The sequence below is a fragment of the Bacillus sp. JJ634 genome (genome assembly GCF_036962285.1).
Classification (GTDB): Bacteria; Bacillota; Bacilli; order Bacillales; family DSM-1321; genus Peribacillus; species Peribacillus asahii_A.
Genome location: NZ_JBALMU010000136.1, coordinates 2,503 through 24,367 on the forward strand (window position 1 = coordinate 2,503; position 21,865 = coordinate 24,367).

Genomic DNA, 21,865 nt, shown 5'->3' on the forward strand with positions numbered 1-21,865 from the left:
GAGACTTGAGGATATTTTAAAAATTGTTTACTCTTATATGTTTTCGTTATCACCTTAGCCTTTGTAGAGGACGCAGCATAAGCGTCATTAGAGGGCAAGGAAAAAGAAACGAACAACGCAAACATCATCAGCCAACAAATAATAAGCTTACTCCATTTGATGTTTTTCATAAGAACCTCCGAGTGAATGATTTACTAATTTGTATTATAAAGGAAAATGTATCCTCTGTCACAGCGCATGATAAATTATCGACATTTTGTCTGTAAATAAAATATGCTTCTAAAAGGATTATGTTCTTTTAGAAGCTTGATAAATGGTTTATAAGAACAAATTTATTTTTCAGCTCTTCTTCGGTAATGGTTATTTTTCCTTGCAATCCTTCAGCTTGGAGAACAAAATTTTTGATACCTAAAAATTCTGATTCCGCGATTATGAAAAATGTTGTTCCTTTTATAAAGTTTGTTCCTGGTAAGTCTCTAATTAATTGAATCTGCTTTATTTGTGCTCACTCCTCGTGTGATTTAGACTATAATGTTATCATAATTGTCTTCTCGAGAACATTATACAGAGCGGGATTTTAGTGCTAGTAATTCTCAAAGGGCCTATTGTTAGTTAATGGAGGGACTAGATGAATGCGTATATTGAAAAGTTGATGGATTTGTATACGAAAAATTCTAATGTTGAATAAGCTAAGTGGTCTAAAAAATATATGAGAAACCAACTTTAATTTCTAGGTATTAGAGCACCTATTAGACATTCATCGAATAAACAATTTATAAACGAACATGGTTTGCCATCGATAGATCGAGTGGAGAACACTACCCTTACGCTTTGGAATGTAACTGAACGAGAATCTCAATATGCAGCAATAGAGGCATTAAAGCATATTTAATGAACTAAGGTGGTTGCCTTTTAAGTTAGACAAGTTAATCATTATTATTATTTTATCTGAATTTAAAATGGGGAACACTTGTCTTACTATTTGAATAATATATATAAGACGTAAGGAAGCACCTTGCGTCACCTGAGACTGACTATAAAAAGTCAGTCTCTTTTTTTGAACTTAACTTACTAAAATTTCATAGTTATTTTTGAGGAGGGTCTTGCTGAAAGGTGTGTGAGACCAAGGTTTCACACGAGTAGGAGCCAAAAATCAACAACGTCCTATAACCGAGCTTTTTAGAAAAGGAACAAAGAATAAGCTATCAAGATTTTAAATTATACTCAATATGAGTTTAACGAAGTAAAATAGAATCAAGCCTTTTTTCATTGATTTGTGATACTGTATTTGAAGAAGACGAACTAATGTTTATTCAATATAAGTTTGACAAATCAAGCAAAAGAAAATTGATTTATTTTTATAGTGAATAGTATCAAACAGCACTGAAAAAATTATATAATTATATTGAACTGGTAATCATTTAGATATTTCATCTTAGGAGAAATGTTACAACTTGACTCATGGATTACAATGTAAGTGAAAACTACTTACCGAAAAAGGTAATTTTATAAAAAAAACAGAGAAGCAATGCCGTACGTCTAAGTTAAATCGTTATAACGATAGAGGGTCGGTAATTTGAGGTGCTACAATGCTGGAATCAAAAAATACCAATCAAACATGTATGTTAGAAACTGATCTTAGGACTGCACTTGAAAAGAAAGAGTTTAGTCTCTGTTATCAACCAAGACTCCATCTGGATTCAGGGAAAATTAATGGAGTAGAAGCCTTGATTCGCTGGGAACATCCAGAAAAAGGAGTGATCTTACCATTAGACTTTATTCCTCTTGCTGAAGAAACAGGCTTGATTATACCAATAGGTGAATGGGTATTGCGCACAGCTTGTGAGCAAAACAAAGCGTGGCAGGAAGCCGGTATATCCCCTATGGTGATGGCTGTTAACTTGTCCGTTCGTCAGCTTTATCAACCGAATTTAGTTGAGAGAGTACGGCTTATTTTAGAAGAAACGGGACTTGCTCCTGAATATTTGGAACTTGAAATTACAGAAAATATAATGATGAATGTTCATGATGTTCTTCCTGTCGTAAAGGAATTAAAACGTCTCGGTATCCGGCTTAGTTTGGATGACTTTGGAACAGGCTATAGTCCTCTCCATTATTTAAAAGAATTTCCTATTGATAGTATCAAAATAGACCAATCTTTTATTTGTAATTGTAGAGTAGATCAGAAGGATGCCACAATTGTAAAAGCTATTATTGCAATGGCTCACCAATTAAAGCTGGAAGTGATTGCTGAAGAGATTGAAACGAAAGAACATTTAATTTTCCTTCAACAGAATCTTTGTAATATGGGGCAAGGCTATTTATTTAGTGAACCTTTACCTCCTGATCAATTGATACAGCAGTTTTATCAAATAGAACAGATTGTTCATCGAGAAGGGATTTCACAAGAATTCAGTAGACAAAAATGGTTAGAGGAAGAGTTAGAACAAGCACGTCAAGAATTGCGGGATACCTTAAGGCAGCAACAAGGGATGACGTTTAAATTTATTGAATATAACAAAAAATTTATCCATACCTTATGTGATGGGGAATTATTGTACCGAATGAATTTGACACCTGAACAAATCTTAGGAAAGGGACTACGAGATTTTCTACCTGATGATATAGCAGAAAGAAAAGCCCATTATTATCGAAGAGCTTGGGAAAACAAGGAGAATGTTACCTATGAAGAGGAAGTCAATGGCATTTGGTATCTTGCCTCTTTGCGTCCTGTCCAAAGAGGTGGAGAAGTAGTTGAAGTTATTGGTTCCTGTATTGATATTACCGAAAGAAGAGAAAGTGAAGAGCGATATCAAAAAGTAGTTGAATATTCTCCTAAAGGGATTGTCATTCATCGGGATGGAAAATTTCTTTACGCGAATCCATGCGCTTTGAAAACGATAAAGGAAGAGGACGTAGTAGGGAAAGAAATCTCCATCTGTCTTCACCCAGATTCTTATGAACTTTCTAAAAAGAGGCTAGCTCAAACTGAAGTGGGAGAAGAACTGCCGATAACAGAAATGAAGCTGATAGCACGGGACGGAGAAGTGATTGATGTTGAAATTGGCAGTGTGTCTATCCCTTATGGCGGAAGTTCTGCCATTCTAACTATGTATAGTGACATCACCGATAGAAAAAAGGCGGCACAAGCCCTTGAAGAAAGTAAAGAACGGTATAGAAGGTTAGTAAATCTATCTCCAGAACCGATTGTCGTACACAGTCAAGGGATTATTAAATATATGAACAAAGCAGGAGTGAAAGTTTTAGGTTTTATCCATCCTAAAGAATTACTTGGGAAGCCTATTTTAGATTTTGTTCATCCAGATGATCGAAAGGTGGGTTTTGAACGGATACAATGTTTAGCACAAGGAGACGAGAGTGAAGTCGAACTTTGGGAATATAGAATGATTCGTCCTGACGGAACAATCTTTTATGTGGAAGGTACAGCAACTGGAATTATGTATGATGGGGAGCCGGCTATTCAAGGAATGTTTCGGGACATTACAGCAAGAAAAGAAGTAGAGGAAGCTCTCCGTCAAAGCGAAGAAAAATATCGCCTCATTGCAGAAAATATGCAAGATTTAATTGGCGTGTTGGATACAAAGTGTATAGTTCGCTACGCATCGCCCTCTCATGAGACTATATTGGGATTTCCAACTGATGTATATGAAGGGAATAAAGCTTTTGATTTAGTCCACCCTGATGATATTCCTTATGTGCAAAATCAGTATGAAAACTCAATTTCATCGAAGACACCTTGCTACATTGAATTCCGATGTAAACATGTTAGTGGAGGTTGGGTCTATGTAGAGGCTTGGGGAACTCCTGTACTGGATGGAAATAATGAAGTTGAACATCTTGTTATAGTAGCTCGTGATATTTCGGAACGAAAAAAGGCGGATCAATTAATACGCAAATCAGAAAAACTTTCCGTTGCAGGACAATTGGCTGCGGGAGTAGCACATGAAATAAGGAATCCACTGACTTCGATAAAGGGATTTATTCAGTTATTACAAAACGAAACAAATAACCCCTTGTATACGGATGTTATCTTGTCTGAAATTGATAGATTAGAAGATATCGTTCAGGGTTTTTTATCACTTGCCAAGCCTCAAGCACCGCAAATGAAAGAAATAGATGGAAGGCTTCTTTTACAACAAGTGGTACTTTTATTTGAGACACAAGCTTTATTGAAAAATGTTCAAATTGTGCAAGAGTATAGTGAAAATTTACCGCTTATCTATTGTGACGGAAACCAAATGAAACAGGTGTATATGAACATTCTTCAAAATGCAGTAGAAGCTATGCCGAACGGAGGAGTCATTAAAATTCAGGTTCTTTGGCACAGTGCTGACTCTATTTTGTTTAGATTTATTGATCAGGGTCAGGGGATATCTAAAGAACGGATTAAAAATATTGGCGAACCTTTTTTCAGTACAAAAGAAAAAGGGACGGGACTGGGGCTAATGGTTAGCCAAAAAATCGTCCAAGAACATGAAGGGACAATGGGTATAGACAGTATCGTTAATCAAGGAACTACGGTAGATGTTATTTTGCCGATTAAGCCTTCTTTTGTACGTGAATAGATTTATTCATAATCCTGTGTGTCGATTTAGATGGATGATAAAGTAATCTCGCAGCACTGTAATACGGTTCAAGAAAATCCATTGGTTCACTGAGGAGATAACGTTCCAACTCAGTTAATGTAAAAAAACAAATAGTGGTGATTAAAAGAATCAGTCAATGGCTGATTCTTTTTTCATCCATTTTCGATGCAGGTATTTCTTAAAGTCTTGTTTTTTATGTCTTTCCTAATGTCTCAACTTGACAACATATTTTATCCATTAATCGGGAACTCTAGTTTTAAATCGCTAACGTGTATGAAAAGGGAATTTTAGAGGAGGGGAATGATTGAAGTATTTTTCTAAAGTTTTAATGACTATTTCTTTATCATTTTTTCTTATGTCTGTCTTTGGTTGTAGTAATAATGAAGAAAATAATAACACTAATGAAAATCAAACGACAGAGGAACCGAAGAAGGATGAAACTCAAGAGACTACTAAGAGTAAATATCCATTTCCAAATGACACAACCGCTAAAGGGAATGGGAAAATTATGTTAAGTACTGCTGCTGGTACATCTGAAAATGGAAATACTCCAGTTTTATTTGTTTCTGAAGAGGATATCCTTATTCAAATTGGCATGGATGCTGAAAACTTTGATGGAAGCAAACAATCGTTTGTGTATGTGGATAAGCTGTTTTCTAATACAGAACAGTTTGGAGAACTAACACAAACATCAGTGAATTTGCAGGAAAGTATGTTAAAGCCAGGAATACACACAGTATCAGTCGTTCAATTTAATAACGATGATCCCAATAATGGTTCTGTTATAGGCTATACAGAGGCGAAATACGAAGTAAAAGAGAAGAAATAATTAACGTTAGTCTAGAGAAAAAATTATGGATTTCATATTGAGTTGTTAGGATTTAAAGATTCTATATAACTGGATTTACTTTTGTTTTTAAAGATGAGTTTGTGCTATACTAATTTTAATAATATTCGAAGGGATGATGGGTGGACGATGATTAACTAATCTTATTTTTAAAATTTGAAATCGCATATTTCAAATCATAACAAATAGGATTAGTCTGCCCATTTTCTATAAATTGTAGAGCTATTAATGAAAATAGCTTATTTGATTATGCAAAGGTACGGCTAATCCTTCCAAATGAATGGGGAGGATTTTTTTTATCCTCCCTTTAAAGAGAGGGATAGATTATATGAAAGAACTATTGAAATTATCTAATATTAGCTATACAGTTATGGATCTTAACGTTTTTGAAGATCTAAATGCTAGTGTTCAGCAAGGAGATATCATCGGTGTTATTGGCAAGAATGGTGCAGGTAAATCTACATTATTGCAATTAATTAACGATGACTTAGTGCCGGAACAAGGACATATACAATGGCTGCAACAAGACTTAAAAATAGTTATGGTTGAACAAGAAACCGAGTCACATTCTTCTGAAGACAAGACTCCTTTGGAAGTTAAATTACTAGAGAAGTGGCATGTACCAACCCATGATTTTTCACAATTGAGTGGTGGAGAAAAACTAAAAGCACGCCTGGCAAAAGGTTTTTCAAAAGATGCAGACGTTTTACTATTAGATGAACCGACGAATCACCTCGATGAGCAAGGGGTAGAATTGCTTAATAGAAAAATGAAGAATTATAAAGGTACGATTATTTTTGTTTCGCATGATCGTTATTTTTTAGATGCCGTTGCAACAAAAATATGGTCGATTGAAGGAAAAAAGCTGATTGAACATAAGGGTAATTATTCTAGTTATATGGAGGTTCGTAAACAGAAAAGACTTACCCAGCAGCGTGAATATGAAAAACAGCAAAAGATGGTTGAACGGATTGAAGGACAAATGAATGAACTGACTTCTTGGTCGAAAAAAGCTCATGCACAATCGACGAAAAAGGAAGGAGTTAAAGAATACTATCGCGTAAAAGCAAAGCGTATGGATGCACAAGTCAAATCCAAACAAAAGCGTCTTGAAAAAGAGCTTAAAAAAGCAAAAGCTGAACCTGTTGAGTCAGAATATACGGTACGTTTTTCAATGAAAGCAAACAACAAGGTAGGAAAACGATTTTTAGAAGTTAAGAAGTTAACAAAGTCCTTTGACGGACGAACATTATTTAAAAACGTCAATTTTACGATTCAGCATGGTGAGAAGGTTGCGGTAATAGGTCCAAATGGTAGTGGCAAGACGACATTATTGAAAGTAATTACTGGACAGGAAGCTTTTGTGGGTAATGTATGGATCTCACCATCTGCAAAAGTTGGTTATTTAACGCAAGAAGTGTTTGACTTACCGCTTGAGCAAACACCTGAGCAGCTTTTTTTTCAAGAAACATTCGAGGCAAGAGGGGAAGTCCAAACTTTAATGAAGCATTTAGGATTTATGACATCTCATTGGACAGAACCGATTAGGAATATGAGTATGGGTGAACGTGTAAAGTGTAAGTTGATGGCATATATACTAGAAGAAAAAGATGTGCTTATTTTAGATGAGCCGACGAATCATCTTGACTTACCTTCACGTGAACAACTTGAAGATACGTTAGCGCAGTATAACGGAACACTAATCGTCGTTTCGCATGATCGATATTTTCTTGAAAAAACGACAAGCAGCAAACTCGTTATTTCGAATAACAGCATACAAAAGCAATTGAATGAAGTGTCTCTAAAAAGAGACAACCTCGATGAATTACGTTTAAAGCTTGAAACAGAAAGACAAGAAGTTTTAGGAAAGCTTAGCTTTATGACTCCAAACGATGAAGCGTACGCAGAACTCGACAAGAAATTTAAAGAGCTTACGAAACAAATAAATGAAATCTTGTAATTATTTATATCTTAAACCTCATCCCAAACAACACTATATTTTGCACAAAAAACGCTTGGAAACAAGCGTTTTCTTTTAGATTTCTTTTAACTTTTTATTAAAGTGGAGGATTTTTGACACCTAAATTTACCCAATCTTCCTTTGGAGGTCCATAAACCCCGAAAGGTTTTAACCCAGCTTGACGAATAAGAATAGTTAATTGCCCTCGATGATGAACGATGTGTTTGATTAGTCCCATTAAAATCTGAGCATTTGTTTCTTCTCTGCCAAACGCCTTTTGTATTTGGCTCAAAGAGCAAATTATTTTGATTAAAATTATGTCCCCTATATGTAATTTTAGTGACAATTAGCCTCATATCTAAAAATATTTTACAATTTATGTTAATATATGGAGGGTAGGAGGTTGTTAGATGAAATATATCATGCAAAATATAAACGCATACTCAGGTCAAGTATTAAGAGAAACTGAATTTAAAGATCAAACGAAGATTGACACATTCATTAAGCATTATGAACGACTTGATTCTAAACTTAATCAAGAAATGATGATCGTTCTAATTGACAAGGATAGAGAAGCTTGGAATGCAGGTTATTTAGGATATGTAGTTGATAATACTAAAGAAGACGCAGGGATTATTTCGTATAAATTTGTGTTTAAAGTGAAAAAAAGTAATTATAGAGTTAGAATTAAATAGAACAGGATTAAACTTAGCATCCAAATAGGATGTTATTTTTTATGCACGTAACTGAAATCAAAACTTCATTTTTAATTTTAGTTATCAAATGTAAGTTATTTAGGATATGCAGTTGATAATACACTGAAAAAAAAGGACAACTTCAACAAAAGGTGAAGTCTGTCCAAAGCGAGATTGAATTCCTAAATAAATTATTTTAATATCATCATTTATAGATGAAAAGGATATTGAGATTCTATGTTTCTAATAACACTAGAACGCTATAGATAAAAAGTATGGACGGGCAAATGACATTCGTTTTAAGTGGACACAAGGGCCCCCTTGATATTATTTCTTCTCCACTTTTACTAATCCTTTACCTAAATTATTCTTTTCAAAATAGCATATTACCTTATCATGAACTTGTATTTTATCACCTGAAAGGATATTTTTATCAGAAAAACGAATCTCGGTTCCGTCATCACCTTTTCCATAGTACTGATTACCCTCAATATTGGTAATCTTGTATTCCACCGTAGTATATTCAGAGGAACCATTGCTTTTAGTATTATTAACAGGAGCAGCTGTATGAGCTCTAACCAATACTAATGCTAGTAATATTGATGAGAGCATCACAAGGATGATTGCTTTTTTGTACATGTTACTCTACCTCCTTCTATGTATTTTAAGAGATAAAAGAGGAAAGTAAATCCTTCTATTTTCCTTTCCTTTAGTTTTTATACCTATTTGAGGACCCATCTGCATTTTTAATAATTTCTTTTGTCTTTTTTTGGGACAAGGAGACCCCCATCTTCAAGCCGTAGCAATGCGATAGTGAGCGAAGGGGAAGTGGAAGGTGGATTGGCTTCTTTTTTGTTGCTACAAGCATTTTAAGTTGGAAAATTTAACAGTGGAAGGTAAAATGTTCAGATAAAAAAGAACTGACATTCTCTTTGACGGTGAAAAGGGGTGAAAGCAGCTTATTTTTTAAAACGGATTCTATAAGAACAAAGAGATAAAATCAAATATCACCCGTACCTAGTATCGTTTTAGCTTTTAACGTAGAATTTTCAAACAGAATACAAAGAAGGACAATAAAGAATATATAATATTATCCTCCTAACGATTTATGTGTAAAATAATTTTCCATTTGTCTTTTCATATCTTCTTTATTTTCCCGAAATTGTCTGTGCCGATGACCATTACTCCCTGAAGGATGAGGGAATCCCTTTAAAATAGGTTTATTTTTATAAAAATAGTCGAGAACTTTACTTACATTCACTCCTAAAGGAATAATAAATGGATTTTCCATTGTCGAGATATCTTTAATAAAATAATTTTTTATATATTCTAATAGCATTTCGGTTGTTAAAATATTGGGCCGTGAACCGTTAAAATTTTGATGATTGAAAAATACAGCATATGGGAGGATGGAAGTATTGTAAACAAGGTGACTGGCTGTACCAAAAAGTTCGCTTGAAGATGAAATGCCGAGATGTCTCGGTAATTCAAGTTCATCTAGCATGGCTGTGAGATTTTTTCTCATCGTTCCCTCAAAGCTAGCACTTTTTTTCACCTGATGAAGGAGTTCCTCATCACTTAAATGTCTATTCTCAATAACTGCTGTATAAGCTCTTTTCATCTGGTGAAGTCCAGGTGTAATGCCTACTATAACCACCTTGGCATTCTCATTTATGTAATCAAAAGGGGTGTAATAAATCTCTAGTTTTTTCTTTTCATCCTTTTGTAATAAGAAAGTTGAATTTAAAAGATCACTATCGGATAAGGGCAATTCTAGAGAAAATATTTTTTCTTTAAATAAATGAAATTTTGCTTCAGTAACAATTCCCATTCATTTTCCTCCAATTCTTTTACAAAGATGAACTCATGAGGACGAGATTTTCTAATTTAAACAATGTTGATAACCAAAAGTCATTTAAAGATATGTGTAAATGGATGAAAGAAAGGGTAAGGTAAAAGACCTTACTGTAAATACTGCCCAAGTTATCGATAAAATAAAAAAAGAAGTTACGGATAACAGAACTCAAACTGCCCATACTTGGATTTATTATTCGATGATAAAGATACATATACGTACGTTCGTTATAACGATATTGTTGTTATTCAAAGTTGTGTATTAAGTAAGATAAAATAAACATTTTATTCGAGATATGAGTTAGAAAAGCCAGTATTTACAAGGATTTCAGCAGGATTGTTTTTAAATGGCTAGCGGGAAAACGTATGATAATTTCTAAGGGTCCAATCTTAGACAGAAACTTCGTAAACCCTATTGGGGTCAACGCGGTCTCAAAAGTGTGAACAACTGCGTCATAACTGAACTGCCGTATACCGAGCGATAAGTAAGGAGAGTGAGAGGTCGAAGATCAATCGCTCACCCTTGCTTTATTTGTATGAATAGTAAAAAAATTCAAAATTATAATTGGCATTTTTTTGAAAAATACTTATATTTTTAAATATAGAGAACAATATTTACTATTAGTGAAATATTGCACCGCGATTATGATAATAATCAAAAAAGTGAAAAGTAAAATTCACTTTTAAATTAAACATAAGGAGAGGAATTGTATGGGGAATTTACGTGAAGAAGCACTAAAAATGCATAAGGAAAATGGAGGAAAGCTTGGTGTTCATTCAAAAGTTCCCGTACGCAATGCAAAGGATCTAAGCCTCGCGTATTCTCCAGGTGTAGCGGAGCCATGTATAGAAATTTATAAGGATGAAAGCAAAGTGTACGATTATACCATGAAGAGGAATCTTGTTGCAGTTGTTACAAACGGAACAGCCGTACTTGGTCTGGGGAATATCGGTCCAAAGGCTGCTATGCCGGTCATGGAAGGGAAAGCCTTATTATTCAAAGCGTTTGCAGACATAGATGCCTTCCCTATTTGCTTAGATATAACAGATTCCGAAAAGATGGTTGAGGTTGTTAAATTATTGGAACCGACTTTCGGAGGAGTGAACTTAGAAGATATTGCAGCACCACAATGCTTTGAAATTGAGGACAGGCTGCGAAAGGTTTGTGATATTCCAATTTTCCATGATGATCAGCATGGTACAGCGATTGTAACCGCCGCGGGGTTAATTAATGCATTAAAACTCGTTGCCAAAAATATAGAGGATATTCGCGTTGTTATAAATGGTGCTGGTGCTGCAGGAGTTGCAATCGTTAAGCTGCTCCTTCGTATGGGTGTTAAGGATGTCATTTTATGTGATACAAAAGGGATCATTTATGAAGGCCGTCCAATCGGGATGAACCCTTTTAAGGAGGAAATGGCATCTATTACTAATAAAGAACAGAAAAAAGGTACACTTGCAGATGCACTTGTAGGGGCAGATGTGTTTGTTGGGGTATCGGCCGCAGGTGCCGTCACGAAAGAGATGGTACATTCTATGAATCGTGATGCGATTATTTTTGCCATGGCAAATCCGGAGCCGGAAATCATGCCAGAGGAGGCAAAGGAAGCTGGAGCACTCGTAGTAGGGACAGGACGCTCTGACTTTCCCAATCAGGTTAATAATGTACTTGCATTCCCTGGTGTATTTCGTGGTGCTTTGGACGTATCTGCAAAAGAAATCAACGAAGAAATGAAACTTGCAGCCGTTTATGCGATTGCCGGATTAATTACTAATGAAGAGCTTAACCCGGATTATGTGATTCCAGATCCATTTGACCCTAGAGTGGTGGCACATGTAGCAGAAGCCGTGGCTGAGGCTGCAATGGAAACAGGAGTTGCTCAAATCAATAAATTAAGGAGTTAAAGGGCATTTTTGGCGAATAGATTAGTGAAAGGTCATCTACATAATCCAAAATGGGAATGAAATCAACAGCTTGTGAGTAGGTGGGAGTAGTTCTATTAATATTGAAACAGATCAATAAAGATAGTAGTACCTTCAAATGCTTGAAGTACCACAAATCTTATGATTTTATATGGTACTTCGCATTTGAACCTCACTATCATCCAATCTCTAGAGGGTACTATGGCATTGTTAATGAGCTTTCTCATTCGGAAAATCTGTAAAACAAAATGAATGGGTTGGTGTACGTACCACAGAAATCATTCATTAGGCTATTTAGAAAGCTGGTCCACAGTTCCTTCTGTATAATCATCTCCGACTTGTTCATGTGTAATGGCCAAACCTTGTTCTAGTTGAGACGTTCCTTCGTAATCAGAAGGATCAAAAGTCTTTCCAGCAATCAGTAGATCTTCTTCATTTACTATCTGCTTTTTCTTACCCATACTTTTTCCACTCCTTTCTATTTTAGTATGCTTGATTTACTTTATTTTAGGCTTACTACTTAATTAAATCTGATACGAGTGGAATCAGCTTAATTATTCAGTAATCTCTTTCATTTTCACAAAAAAATTTTGTAATATGTGGGATGAAAATGAAAGTATTGAGGAAAATACTTCTATACAAATTTCAAAATAGGAGTGTAGAGTTTATGACACAAACATTGTACGAAAAAGTTGGCGGAGAGGAAGCTATTGCAAAGGTTGTGGATTATTTTTACTCTGAATTGGTTTTAAAGGATGAAACCGTTAATGAATTCTTTAAAAATACAGATATGGAAAAACAACGACGTCATCAAACAAAATTTATAAGTTTTGCTTTAGGTGGTCCTAATCAATATTCAGGAAAGTCAATGGCAAAAGCACATGAAGGAATGAATATACAGCCAGTTCATTTTGATGCTATTGCAAAACATCTTCATGATGCCCTTGCACACTATGGAGTTGAAGAAGCTGATATAGATACAGCTTTAACGAAAGTTGCCTCACTTAGAGACGATATACTATATAAATAAAGTAGAAAGAGCATGTTTTGAAAAAGATTAATCAAAACATGCTTTTTCTATTTGTTTGAAAAAATCTTATGTCAAAGTGACGGAGCAAATCTTCTTTTTCCAATGTAGAAGAATGTTAGTTGGATGAGTAATTAAAGGTTGAACAAGGAGAACTAATGTTCTATAATAATGAGGGAATCTAAAATTAGGAGAATTAATGAATTGAACGGTACAGCACATATGATAGTAGGTGCGTCAACGGGATTTGCTGTAGCATATGCTATGCAAGCAGATCCGACGACAACCATTATGTTTGTAGGACTTGGGGGAGTAACAGCTTTAATACCGGATATGGATACGGACGGGAAGCTTAGTAATAAGATTACGTTTTCTTATAAGTTTGCTCGAGCGACATTGCAGCTAATGGGTGTCCTTATCTTATTATATAGCTTTTTAGAGCATGCTAATGTAATGAGGTGGATTGGGGTAGGACTTGGTGTAGGTGTGATTATTTTAGCTTCTTTCTTAACTCAGAGAATGATGCTTACACTTACGGGAATCGGAGTTGTAGCAGCCGGTATGTACATAGAAGAAAATTGGATTTTATTATTAGGTGTTTATATGATTATAGCTTCTTTTGTTGCGCATCGTAGTTATACCCATTCTATTATTGGGGTTCTTTTTTTTGGAATTATCGCTTATCAATTTGAAGCATCTGTTGGAATTGAGGGGATGTTTCTTACTTGTATGCTCGGTTATATCAGTCATTTAATTACGGATATGAAGGTGTTTCCCTTTAATAAAAGGGGAGTAAGATGGTTTTTACCTTTTTCCAAGAAGGAATTTTAATAACATAATGTAAAAAGCACTATCNNGATAGTGCTTTTTACATTTCACAAGGCCGTGCTCACATCATAAAGACTTAAATCAATTTCGACTTCTAGGCCTAAAGCAAGCTGAGCAAGCTGTTCTCCGATATAGGGGCCCATGGTCAAACCTGATGATCCTAGGCCATTGGCCACAATTATACCTTCCCAGCTTGGCAGCGCTCCTATTACAGGAAGAAAGCCTGGTGTGAAGGGGCGAAAGCCGACTCTTGCTTCAAGAAATGTACTATCTGCTAGACCAGGAGCGGTGTGCAGTGCTTTGTTAAATACTTCCTGTAAGCCAGCTGCTGTCATTCGATAATCAAATTCTTCTATATTTTCATGGGTAGCCCCGGCTACAATTCGATGATTATCGAATGCAAGAAGATATTGATCACTTGGCGGCATAACGACAGGCCATTCATTTGTGTTTAGGTCAGGTAAAGAAAGGTGAATAATTTGTGCCCGTTGAAAGCTTACTTTAAAGTCTACTCCTAATGGCTGTAATAACTGTTTTGCCCAAGCACCTGCACATACAATCACTTCATCGCTATGAATAAATGTATCGTTTACTGTTATGCCTGTAATCCGATTTTCTTCATATTGAAGAATGGCATCTCCATGAATAAGCGTTGCTCCATGCTTCTGCGCGGCGCGTAATAGCGCGGTACAAAGGGCACGGCCATCCACTCTTGCGGCTCCGCTTATATGTACGGACGCGTATTCTTCAGCGAGCGGGGGAAATAAAACATTCGTTGCTCCAGCATCAAGCTTTGTAATATTACCAATTTCAGGTGCATCCTCTCTTCGTTTTGTCGCTCGTTCCTCCATTCCTGCTAACTTTTTTTCCTCTGTATGTAAGCTAATCGCACCAACTTGGGCATATCCTGTGTCGGTTTCTCCGTCCAATTCAAGCTCTTTGATTAAATGAGGGTAAAAGCGAGCTCCATTTTTGGCAAGTTGATACCAAGCTTGATTTCTTCTCTGTGAAATCCATGGACAGACAATACCGGCTGCTGCTGCCGTTGCTTGTCCTTGATCTTTTCGGTCTATAATAATTACTTCTACATCCTTTTTTGCCAGTTGATAGGCCGTCGAAGCTCCTAAAATTCCGGCACCAATTATAATGATTTTTTTCATGGTAAACATCCTTTTATATTCTTGTTTTACTTAGGAAACACTAATAGCTTGAAACGTATATCTTAATACTACTGTTATAGGCATTATTTTTCTACTTATCATGGCTTTTTTAGTGAACATGTCACAAAGTATTTATTTTTTATGAAGACGTTTATTTACGATATAAAATACATTCTACGATTAGGTGATTTCTATGAATAAGAAGTTTTTCCATTTCTCTTTTGCAGCTTATATCATGTTTTTATTATTATTTACGTCTATTCCTGTAGAAGCGAAGAAGCTAAATGGAAGCCAGAGAAATCCAACTCTTTTTATTACAGAACTAGCAGTGGATACAACTAACCGTACAACACAAGATGAATATGAGTTTATTGAACTTTACAATAATAGCGATAAACCTGTCTCTCTTCGCCATTTTAGGCTAGTTGTCGAAGGTGTTGAATGGACATTTACAGAGAACAAAACGATTCCTTCACAAAAAGCGATGGTCATATGGATTAAAAATAAAAAGAATCAATCTTTAACGTTGAACGATTTTAATAAACATTATGAAACGAGTGTATCTAGTAAGCAGCTGACAACCGTCAAAACAAATGGTTTATCGAATCAATCGAAACAAACACTTATACTGACTGATTTGGAAGGGAAGGCTCTATCAACGGCAACGTATCATCCAAAGCATGTAAACAAGAATACTGGCATTCACTTTCAAATTTCAATCAATAAAAAAAAGATGAAAGTGATGCAAGCTGAGGAACCAGCTACACCAGGAGTCTTACTTACAAACCAAGTACCGAAAGAACCTGTATATTTTATTGATAGAGAAGCACCCGTTATTACGCATCAACCAGTGAAATTAATTGCAGCAAAAGAAGACCTTTCTATTCAAGCGAAAGTGACCGATGAAACCAATCTAAAAAATGTGCAGCTTCAATATCGAACGAATAAAAATGATGTTTGGATTGAAAGCCCAATGAAAAAAAAGGGTTCTAGTATATATACAGCAATCATTCCCCAGGAAACATATAGCGGGAAGCATGTATATTACCGCATTTTAGCTCGCGATAGTACAAATACAAAGAAAACAAAGCAATATGCTGTTAAAGTATACGACTCACAAAAAGTACCAGAATTATTAGTGACAGAACTAATGCCACATTCAACGAATACGGGGAATTTTGATGCCTATCAATTCATTGAAATTTATAACAATACGACCAAAGCGATTGATTTAAAGGATTATCATATTCGGTACCGTTTTTCCCTTGAAGGGTATAATGCTGACCTTATTTGGAAGCCACAGAAGGAAAATCTTATGATTCCTTCTGGGGAAACGATGATTTTTTGGATTATGAATGCTGGTAATCAAGATTTAACGATTGCAGATTTTAATCATCATTATGGTGTGAATTTAACTGAAAATGTTAACATCGTTCAAATACATTCTGTAGGGATGGCACATAGAGATCTTCGCGGGATTGTTCTTGCAACGAATACAGGCAAAGAAGTTTCAATTGCTTTTTATAATCAAGGGAACAAGAAAGACGTGAAAAAAAACAAAGCCATTCTCTACTCTTTTCCCAAAAAACCTGGTGATCTCTTAATGAAAAAATATAGCAGCAGGAAAAAGCTGGGGACACCAGGGAGAGTATCTAAAAGACAAGTGCCATCTCAAAAGGTAATCCCAGTTGAGGATACACTCAAGCCAGTCATTGAAGACCTTTCAAGCTACGAAGCACCGCTTTCTGAAATGAAGGATCTTTCATTAAAATTCGATATAAAAGATAATCATGTTGTAAAAACAGCGCGATTATTTTATAAAAATAACAGTGAAAAAGAGTTTCATGCGGTTGATTTAACGGAAAGCTTTGATGATTCTTTGTTTCATTATACAATCGACTCCACGAATTTAATCGGAAAGCATTCACTTGATTATTATGTAGTAGCTTCGGATGGAGAAAATGAAACAAAAACGGAAACAAAATCAATTGCCATTCAACAAGAAGAGCCCCAACCAGGTGTTCGATTAAATATAAAAAACAATCAAATATTACACGACAAAGTATTAATTAAAGCGTATGATATCGACAACTTCTCACAAACAAGATTGCTGATTGATGAACAAGATGTAACAAACGCTGCATCATATACGTTAGTAGAGCCCGCTTATTTTGCTTTTGATGTTAAAAATGTAAACCTTTATTTTAAAAATGCGGTGACGATTGGGAAGGAAACATTGCATACGCTTGACAATATTATCAATAAATATAAAGCAGTAACGATTCCAATTGATACAAAGTTTTTTCAAAGGGGAGAAAACACGGTCATTTCCATTCGCTCAGGTACAAAAGTGTCTCCATTCGATCGACACTCTGAACAAAACCGGGATGACTTTTATATTAAAAATATTCGTCTTGTTTTAAAAGATGGAACCGTTATTTATGATCCTAAATACCCGGATCCGACAAAGGAACTGTTTATTGGTGACAGCAAACAAGCGAGACCAGTCGTTAATTTTGCGTTCTCTATTCCTAAAAATAAATATAAAGCGAAAATGTACAGCTGGGACACAACAAAAGTGGGGGAAGGCACTCATACAATCGAAGCAATCAATAATGGAAAATCAAAAAAATCAACCGTTATTGTCGATAATAGTGCACCTGTTATTATACCGTCTATTGAAGAAGGAAAAATATATAAAGGTGATATTAGGCTGCATGCTAAAACGAAAGATGCACTGTCCGGTGTTGAAACAATGACGGCGAAGCTCGATGGAAAGGATATTACATTGCCTTATCAAACATCATCAGCAGCACTTACACCAGGGCAGCATTCGTTTCAGATTATAGCAGTGGATCGAGCAGGTAATAAAGCTTCTAAGAATGTACATTTTCAAGTTGTTGAGGAAAAGCCGGATAAACCTAAAGTTGTAAGTCCATTAGATGGTGCAAATCATATATCATTAGCTCCAAAGCTTGGGGTGAAAGTATCCGACCCCTCTAAGGATTCCCTCGATGTTTCTTTTATGAAGGGATATCAATATAAAGCAAACGAACAGGATAAAGTTGTCGTTTATCAAAATTCTGTGGATCATGAGCCGCCAAAAGAGATGATTCCTGAAGGAGAGAAAAAAGTTACAGCTTTACATGCTCTTATGGATGCTGATTCAAAATATGTGACAACAAAATCAACGAATCAATTTCCGTATCAGCGTTTTGAAATTACCCTTGATCAAAAAGTGAATCAGAACGACGAAGTGGAATTACGTTGGGAAGGTAAGTCATTGATTGGACGAAAAGTATCCATGTATGTTTGGAACTATGAAAAGTCGAAATGGGAACGCAAAAGTTGGAAAATAGCAGAAAACGAAGAGAACTTTAAGCTTCAGAGTATTGTAAAAGGTTCTCACTATGTAAAGAATCAAAAAGTGCAAGTCATGATTCAAGATGAAATTGCAGCGACTAATCAATTTGATTATTCGTTTATTTGGATGTCGGATACACAATACTATAGCGCTAGCTACCCTCATATTTATAAAAATATGACAGAATGGATTGTTGCTCAAAGAAAGGCGCTAAATATTCAATATGTATTTCATACAGGAGATCTTGTAGATCGAGCAAGTGAGTCCAAGCAATGGGCTTATGCAGATGAATATATGCGCTATTTAGAACATACAAAAATTCCTTATGGTGTTTTAGCTGGTAATCACGATGTTGGCCATAAAACAGGTGACTATCATCAATTTAGTAAATATTTTGGAGCTAATCGTTTTAAAAACAAAAATTATTATGGTGAATCTTATCAAAATAACCGAGGTCACTATGATTTGATTAGTGTAAAGGGCAATGATTTTATTATGCTTTATATGGGGTGGGGAGTAAGTAATAAGGATATAGCTTGGATTAATAAAGTTCTTGCGAAATATCCTGAAAGAAAAGCCATTTTAAGCTTTCATGAATATTTGCTTGTCACAGGAGAGCGCAGCCCGATTGGAGAGAAAATTTATAACGATGTTGTCTTACCGAATAAAAATGTCATTGTCGTATTATCCGGCCATTACCATGACAGTGAAACATTAATTAATGAAATAGACGATAATCAAGATGGTGTCATTGACCGAAAAGTATATCAAATGCTTGCGGACTATCAAGGCGGGGCAGAAGGTGGACAAGGATTTTTGCGCATGATGCAGGTTGATCCTGTAGAGAATAAAATCTATATGAAAACGTATTCTCCATATCTTAATCGATATAACTACTACAATCGGAAAAACTATCCTGGCAAAGATGAATTTGTCATAGAGACAGATTTAACACCGAAAGAAAAAGTGGTCTCCACCGATTTATTTGAAGTTAATATATATACTGATGAAAAAATTGGTGAAGTAAAGGATGTAGCGAATCAACAAATGGCAGAAATGGTGTGGACAGGTCTTGAGAAAAATCGAGAATACGGATGGTATGTAGAGGTGTCTGACAAGTATAACGGCCAGACTCGTTCAAAGGTTTGGACATTCCGGACAAACAATCCGTAATGTAAGAGGGAGCTGTGTTTTTATATAAAACGTTCGTTCATCGAAAAGAAAAGATTTTAATGTCTTCCATCAGTGGAGGTTTTTCTTCATCCATCACTGGTGGAAGTTGAACTAAAAAGCATCGCACATCATACCTATAAGAGCATAGCTTCTCGAAGTGCCTGCTTGAACTGTTGTTAATTGCACTCTTCCATAAGTACCCATAAATCACCAAGTCAAACCTACCACAAACAATGATAAAGGCACACAAAAATAAAAAGAGACCATGAAAGCGTTTAAATAACGGTACGACTGATATTAGTTGAACGCATATTTCTCCTCCTGCTTTTTATTTAGAGCGTATAAACAAATTCTTAAAAATCTACTTAAATATCTGAAGGACTAGAGCAATATCCCCGTGCCTAAACCAGATTGGACACTGAGCGATGAATGATTCATACTAGAAGAGATTGATACCATCAGGAGGAATAAAAATATGCTAAAAACCCAGATTGAACAACATATTAAGACATTCAAGGGTGACCAGGTTGCCTTACATAAAGAAGAGAAAGAATATGTAGAAAAGCATCAATTGCTTGAAGGAGGCATGACGATCGTAGAAAAGGATGCAGACGCGCGCTTTACCGACGCTTATATTGAGCGTTCCGATAAAGAATTTGAAAATCTTATCGCTGTAGAAACATCAGAATTTTTACACCAACCATTAACTTTTCTAAAAACAAACCAAAAAGAATTTATTTATCTAGAATCGAAGTGGTTTGAGCTTATTGGCGTCGATGCCGTTTCATTAGAAGTCGATGATTTATTCGGTACATATGAAGCGTTATTAGGGTTAAAGCTGCAGAAGAAATATGACAAAGCAATTCGAAGCTATTTACAAGCTGAACTACAAGGAGAAAATGCAAAATTTGCGTTGGTATTTAGCGCAGAAGATGGTCTATGGAACTTTAATTTCTCCTTAAACGATGTAAAAGGATTTACAGAAGATATGACCATTGGTGAAGCATATCAGTTTATTTATCAATTTTTATTTAAGTTGATGGAAGCGATAGAAGAGAAGTAATAAGGGTTCGTATAAACTTTATTGGCGGTGAGTCATTAATATTTGAAGAAATACAAGTGAAAGTGATTGAGACTGCCGATGTGCTGCAGAACTATCAAAATGTAATCTACCAATAGATAAGAAAACCCTTGACATGACAAGGGTTTTCTTATTTTATCTGAACATAGTGGGAGGTTTCCTTCGTGTTAAATTATCTAAGCTACTAAATGGTCATTTAGTATGCAGCATTAGCAAATTTTGAATTGTATTTTATATGGTTGTTCAATTTAATTCAACATTGTGTTCTTTTGCTAAGTCTTCTATTCCTTTGTTATAATCACTCAACATCTTCCTAGCTTCCGCAAGTTTTGCGTTTGCCTCACTCATTTTTTCATGACTCTGATTCTCAAGGGCTGTTAAAATGATGCTAAATGCATCTTGTTGTATATTAGCAGCTTCAATATATTGCTCATGTAATTTTCTTACTTCTTCTGTTTCTGCTTTAACATCTTCTAATTCCGTAATAAAATCTCGATAAGTTGGGATAACGGTAAGGGAGATAACGTCGTACATGGTTTGATCGTCCTTGTAATTTTGTCCTGTAACGCTTTCGTAGGCATCGAGTGCTATGTTCTCTAATTCTCCAGCTTGTTTTAGTTCTTTGTTCACATAATTCAATAAATCTTCTTGTACAGGGTCACTTCCGCACCCAACCAAAAACACACTTATGAGTAAAAAAAAGTATCTAAATAAAATTTTTCTCATTAGGCATCCCCTCTCTGGTTCAGTTTATTGAAGAAAGGGGTTGACACATTACCTTGTTTTTTACTTTAGATAAATATATTTATCTAAAGTAAAAACCGAGTTAATAACTGGTTGGTAAGTGAGATTTGAATAAATATCCATATTTTAAACAAAAAAATATCTTTCCTGTTAATCATTCAACAGAAAAAGTGGTTCATTAATGATTGGGAGAAAGATGAAGCAATGACTGTGCAATTGAAAGGCAACTACCAAAGTGGCAAAACATTAAATTCAATGAGAGAGTCCAGGTTTAAATCCTCGGCTTTTTGATGCTTACAAATAAATACAGACAGATGTTTCCCAGTATGGAGTTTATTTGGGGTAAGATCATGTTATGGACCGTTTATAGGAATTCAGGGAAATACAGAGGGAAAACGGGGTTTATAAAGGTAAGACATCTTATGAAATTATTAATTTTAAAAGGAATTAATGATGATTACATTAGTCAATGGAGTGTTGACGCTTTTTTATTTTATCAACGGCAAGCGAAGAGTATAGAAGTTTAAATTAAATCAACAACTTCATGATTTAAGAATGACCTGTATTGGGCAGGAGGACTTATTTCATGAATAGTGTAAATA

Annotated in this window: 15 protein-coding genes and 2 pseudogenes; 11 read left to right on the forward strand and 6 right to left on the reverse strand. The window is 35.3% G+C overall.

Features of this window, described 5'->3' with window-relative positions; all coding sequences use genetic code 11:
* Positions 1-736: 736 nt before the first annotated feature.
* The 4 genes from V7068_RS18455 (at position 737) to abc-f (ending at position 7,414) form a co-directional block, all read left to right on the forward strand.
* A complete protein-coding gene (locus tag V7068_RS18455) occupies positions 737-892 on the forward strand; it encodes a hypothetical protein (protein WP_499714006.1) in 156 nt (51 codons plus the stop codon).
* A 697-nt stretch (positions 893-1,589) separates the two neighbouring features.
* Positions 1,590-4,586 carry a PAS domain S-box protein gene (locus V7068_RS18460; RefSeq protein WP_499713992.1) on the forward strand — a complete coding sequence of 999 codons (2,997 nt, stop codon included), beginning with the start codon at positions 1,590-1,592 and terminating at the stop codon, positions 4,584-4,586.
* A gap of 325 nt (positions 4,587-4,911) precedes the next feature.
* Positions 4,912-5,436 (forward strand): hypothetical protein, encoded by a 525-nt coding sequence (locus V7068_RS18465; protein ID WP_499713993.1) that lies wholly within the window; start codon positions 4,912-4,914, stop codon positions 5,434-5,436.
* Between the two features lie 346 nt (positions 5,437-5,782).
* Positions 5,783-7,414 carry a ribosomal protection-like ABC-F family protein gene (abc-f, locus tag V7068_RS18470; RefSeq protein ID WP_499713994.1) on the forward strand — a complete coding sequence of 544 codons (1,632 nt, stop codon included), beginning with the start codon at positions 5,783-5,785 and terminating at the stop codon, positions 7,412-7,414.
* Between the two features lie 97 nt (positions 7,415-7,511).
* Here abc-f and V7068_RS18475 read toward each other — a convergent pair.
* A pseudogene (locus V7068_RS18475) lies at positions 7,512-7,709 on the reverse strand (DinB family protein); the annotation flags it as partial.
* 115 nt (positions 7,710-7,824) lie between these two features.
* On the opposite strand from V7068_RS18475, the gene V7068_RS18480 reads away from it, so the two are divergent.
* Entirely contained in the window at positions 7,825-8,109 is a 285-nt protein-coding gene (locus V7068_RS18480) for a hypothetical protein (RefSeq protein ID WP_499713995.1), read from the forward strand.
* A gap of 327 nt (positions 8,110-8,436) precedes the next feature.
* Here the strand turns inward: V7068_RS18480 and V7068_RS18485 are convergent, their stop codons facing one another.
* Together V7068_RS18485 and V7068_RS18490 are read right to left on the reverse strand one after the other, a co-directional pair.
* A complete protein-coding gene (locus V7068_RS18485; protein WP_499713996.1) occupies positions 8,437-8,748 on the reverse strand; it encodes a hypothetical protein in 312 nt (103 codons plus the stop codon).
* A gap of 451 nt (positions 8,749-9,199) precedes the next feature.
* Positions 9,200-9,940: a uracil-DNA glycosylase family protein gene (locus V7068_RS18490; protein ID WP_499713997.1), complete on the reverse strand. Its 741-nt coding sequence runs from the start codon at positions 9,938-9,940 to the stop codon at positions 9,200-9,202.
* A gap of 734 nt (positions 9,941-10,674) precedes the next feature.
* Between V7068_RS18490 and ystJ the strand changes: the two genes are divergently transcribed.
* The gene (gene ystJ, locus V7068_RS18495) at positions 10,675-11,868 is read left to right on the forward strand and encodes an NADP-dependent malic enzyme (RefSeq protein WP_499713998.1); all 1,194 of its coding nucleotides are present in this window, start codon (positions 10,675-10,677) and stop codon (positions 11,866-11,868) included.
* Positions 11,869-12,176: 308 nt separating this feature from the next.
* On the opposite strand, the pseudogene V7068_RS18500 reads toward ystJ, so the two are convergent.
* Positions 12,177-12,305, reverse strand: a pseudogene (locus V7068_RS18500) (YozQ family protein); the annotation flags it as partial.
* 248 nt (positions 12,306-12,553) lie between these two features.
* On the opposite strand from V7068_RS18500, the gene V7068_RS18505 reads away from it, so the two are divergent.
* Both V7068_RS18505 and V7068_RS18510 read left to right on the forward strand, forming a co-directional pair.
* Entirely contained in the window at positions 12,554-12,916 is a 363-nt protein-coding gene (locus tag V7068_RS18505; protein ID WP_499713999.1) for a group I truncated hemoglobin, read from the forward strand.
* 201 nt (positions 12,917-13,117) lie between these two features.
* The gene (locus V7068_RS18510; protein ID WP_499714000.1) at positions 13,118-13,744 is read left to right on the forward strand and encodes a metal-dependent hydrolase; all 627 of its coding nucleotides are present in this window, start codon (positions 13,118-13,120) and stop codon (positions 13,742-13,744) included.
* A gap of 44 nt (positions 13,745-13,788) precedes the next feature.
* Here the strand turns inward: V7068_RS18510 and V7068_RS18515 are convergent, their stop codons facing one another.
* Positions 13,789-14,901, reverse strand: a complete 1,113-nt coding sequence (locus V7068_RS18515) for an NAD(P)/FAD-dependent oxidoreductase (protein ID WP_499714001.1) — start codon at positions 14,899-14,901, stop codon at positions 13,789-13,791.
* Between the two features lie 193 nt (positions 14,902-15,094).
* On the opposite strand from V7068_RS18515, the gene V7068_RS18520 reads away from it, so the two are divergent.
* Positions 15,095-19,438, forward strand: coding sequence for a lamin tail domain-containing metallophosphoesterase family protein (locus V7068_RS18520; protein WP_499714002.1), 4,344 nt, complete (start codon positions 15,095-15,097; stop codon positions 19,436-19,438).
* 475 nt (positions 19,439-19,913) lie between these two features.
* Positions 19,914-20,501 carry a branched-chain amino acid aminotransferase gene (locus V7068_RS18525; RefSeq protein WP_499714003.1) on the forward strand — a complete coding sequence of 196 codons (588 nt, stop codon included), beginning with the start codon at positions 19,914-19,916 and terminating at the stop codon, positions 20,499-20,501.
* Between the two features lie 261 nt (positions 20,502-20,762).
* Here the strand turns inward: V7068_RS18525 and V7068_RS18530 are convergent, their stop codons facing one another.
* Complete coding sequence (locus V7068_RS18530) at positions 20,763-21,245, reverse strand: hypothetical protein (protein WP_499714004.1); 483 nt, start codon at positions 21,243-21,245, stop codon at positions 20,763-20,765.
* Between the two features lie 368 nt (positions 21,246-21,613).
* Here V7068_RS18530 and V7068_RS18535 point away from each other — a divergent pair, with 368 nt between their 5' ends.
* Positions 21,614-21,790, forward strand: coding sequence for a hypothetical protein (locus V7068_RS18535; RefSeq protein WP_499714005.1), 177 nt, complete (start codon positions 21,614-21,616; stop codon positions 21,788-21,790).
* Positions 21,791-21,865 lie beyond the last annotated feature (75 nt).

Bases quoted from the DNA above. Each gene is read 5' to 3' on its own strand.
- V7068_RS18485 (WP_499713996.1), bottom strand. From the start codon at position 8,748: ATGTACAAAAAAGCAATCATCCTTGTGATGCTCTCATCAATATTACTA.
- V7068_RS18460 (WP_499713992.1), top strand. From the start codon at position 1,590: ATGCTGGAATCAAAAAATACCAATCAAACATGTATGTTAGAAACTGAT.
- ystJ (WP_499713998.1), top strand. From the start codon at position 10,675: ATGGGGAATTTACGTGAAGAAGCACTAAAAATGCATAAGGAAAATGGA.
- abc-f (WP_499713994.1), top strand. From the start codon at position 5,783: ATGAAAGAACTATTGAAATTATCTAATATTAGCTATACAGTTATGGAT.
- V7068_RS18530 (WP_499714004.1), bottom strand. From the start codon at position 21,245: ATGAGAAAAATTTTATTTAGATACTTTTTTTTACTCATAAGTGTGTTT.
- V7068_RS18520 (WP_499714002.1), top strand. From the start codon at position 15,095: ATGAATAAGAAGTTTTTCCATTTCTCTTTTGCAGCTTATATCATGTTT.
- V7068_RS18505 (WP_499713999.1), top strand. From the start codon at position 12,554: ATGACACAAACATTGTACGAAAAAGTTGGCGGAGAGGAAGCTATTGCA.
- V7068_RS18535 (WP_499714005.1), top strand. From the start codon at position 21,614: ATGTTATGGACCGTTTATAGGAATTCAGGGAAATACAGAGGGAAAACG.
- V7068_RS18480 (WP_499713995.1), top strand. From the start codon at position 7,825: ATGAAATATATCATGCAAAATATAAACGCATACTCAGGTCAAGTATTA.
- V7068_RS18525 (WP_499714003.1), top strand. From the start codon at position 19,914: ATGCTAAAAACCCAGATTGAACAACATATTAAGACATTCAAGGGTGAC.
- V7068_RS18490 (WP_499713997.1), bottom strand. From the start codon at position 9,940: ATGGGAATTGTTACTGAAGCAAAATTTCATTTATTTAAAGAAAAAATA.
- V7068_RS18515 (WP_499714001.1), bottom strand. From the start codon at position 14,901: ATGAAAAAAATCATTATAATTGGTGCCGGAATTTTAGGAGCTTCGACG.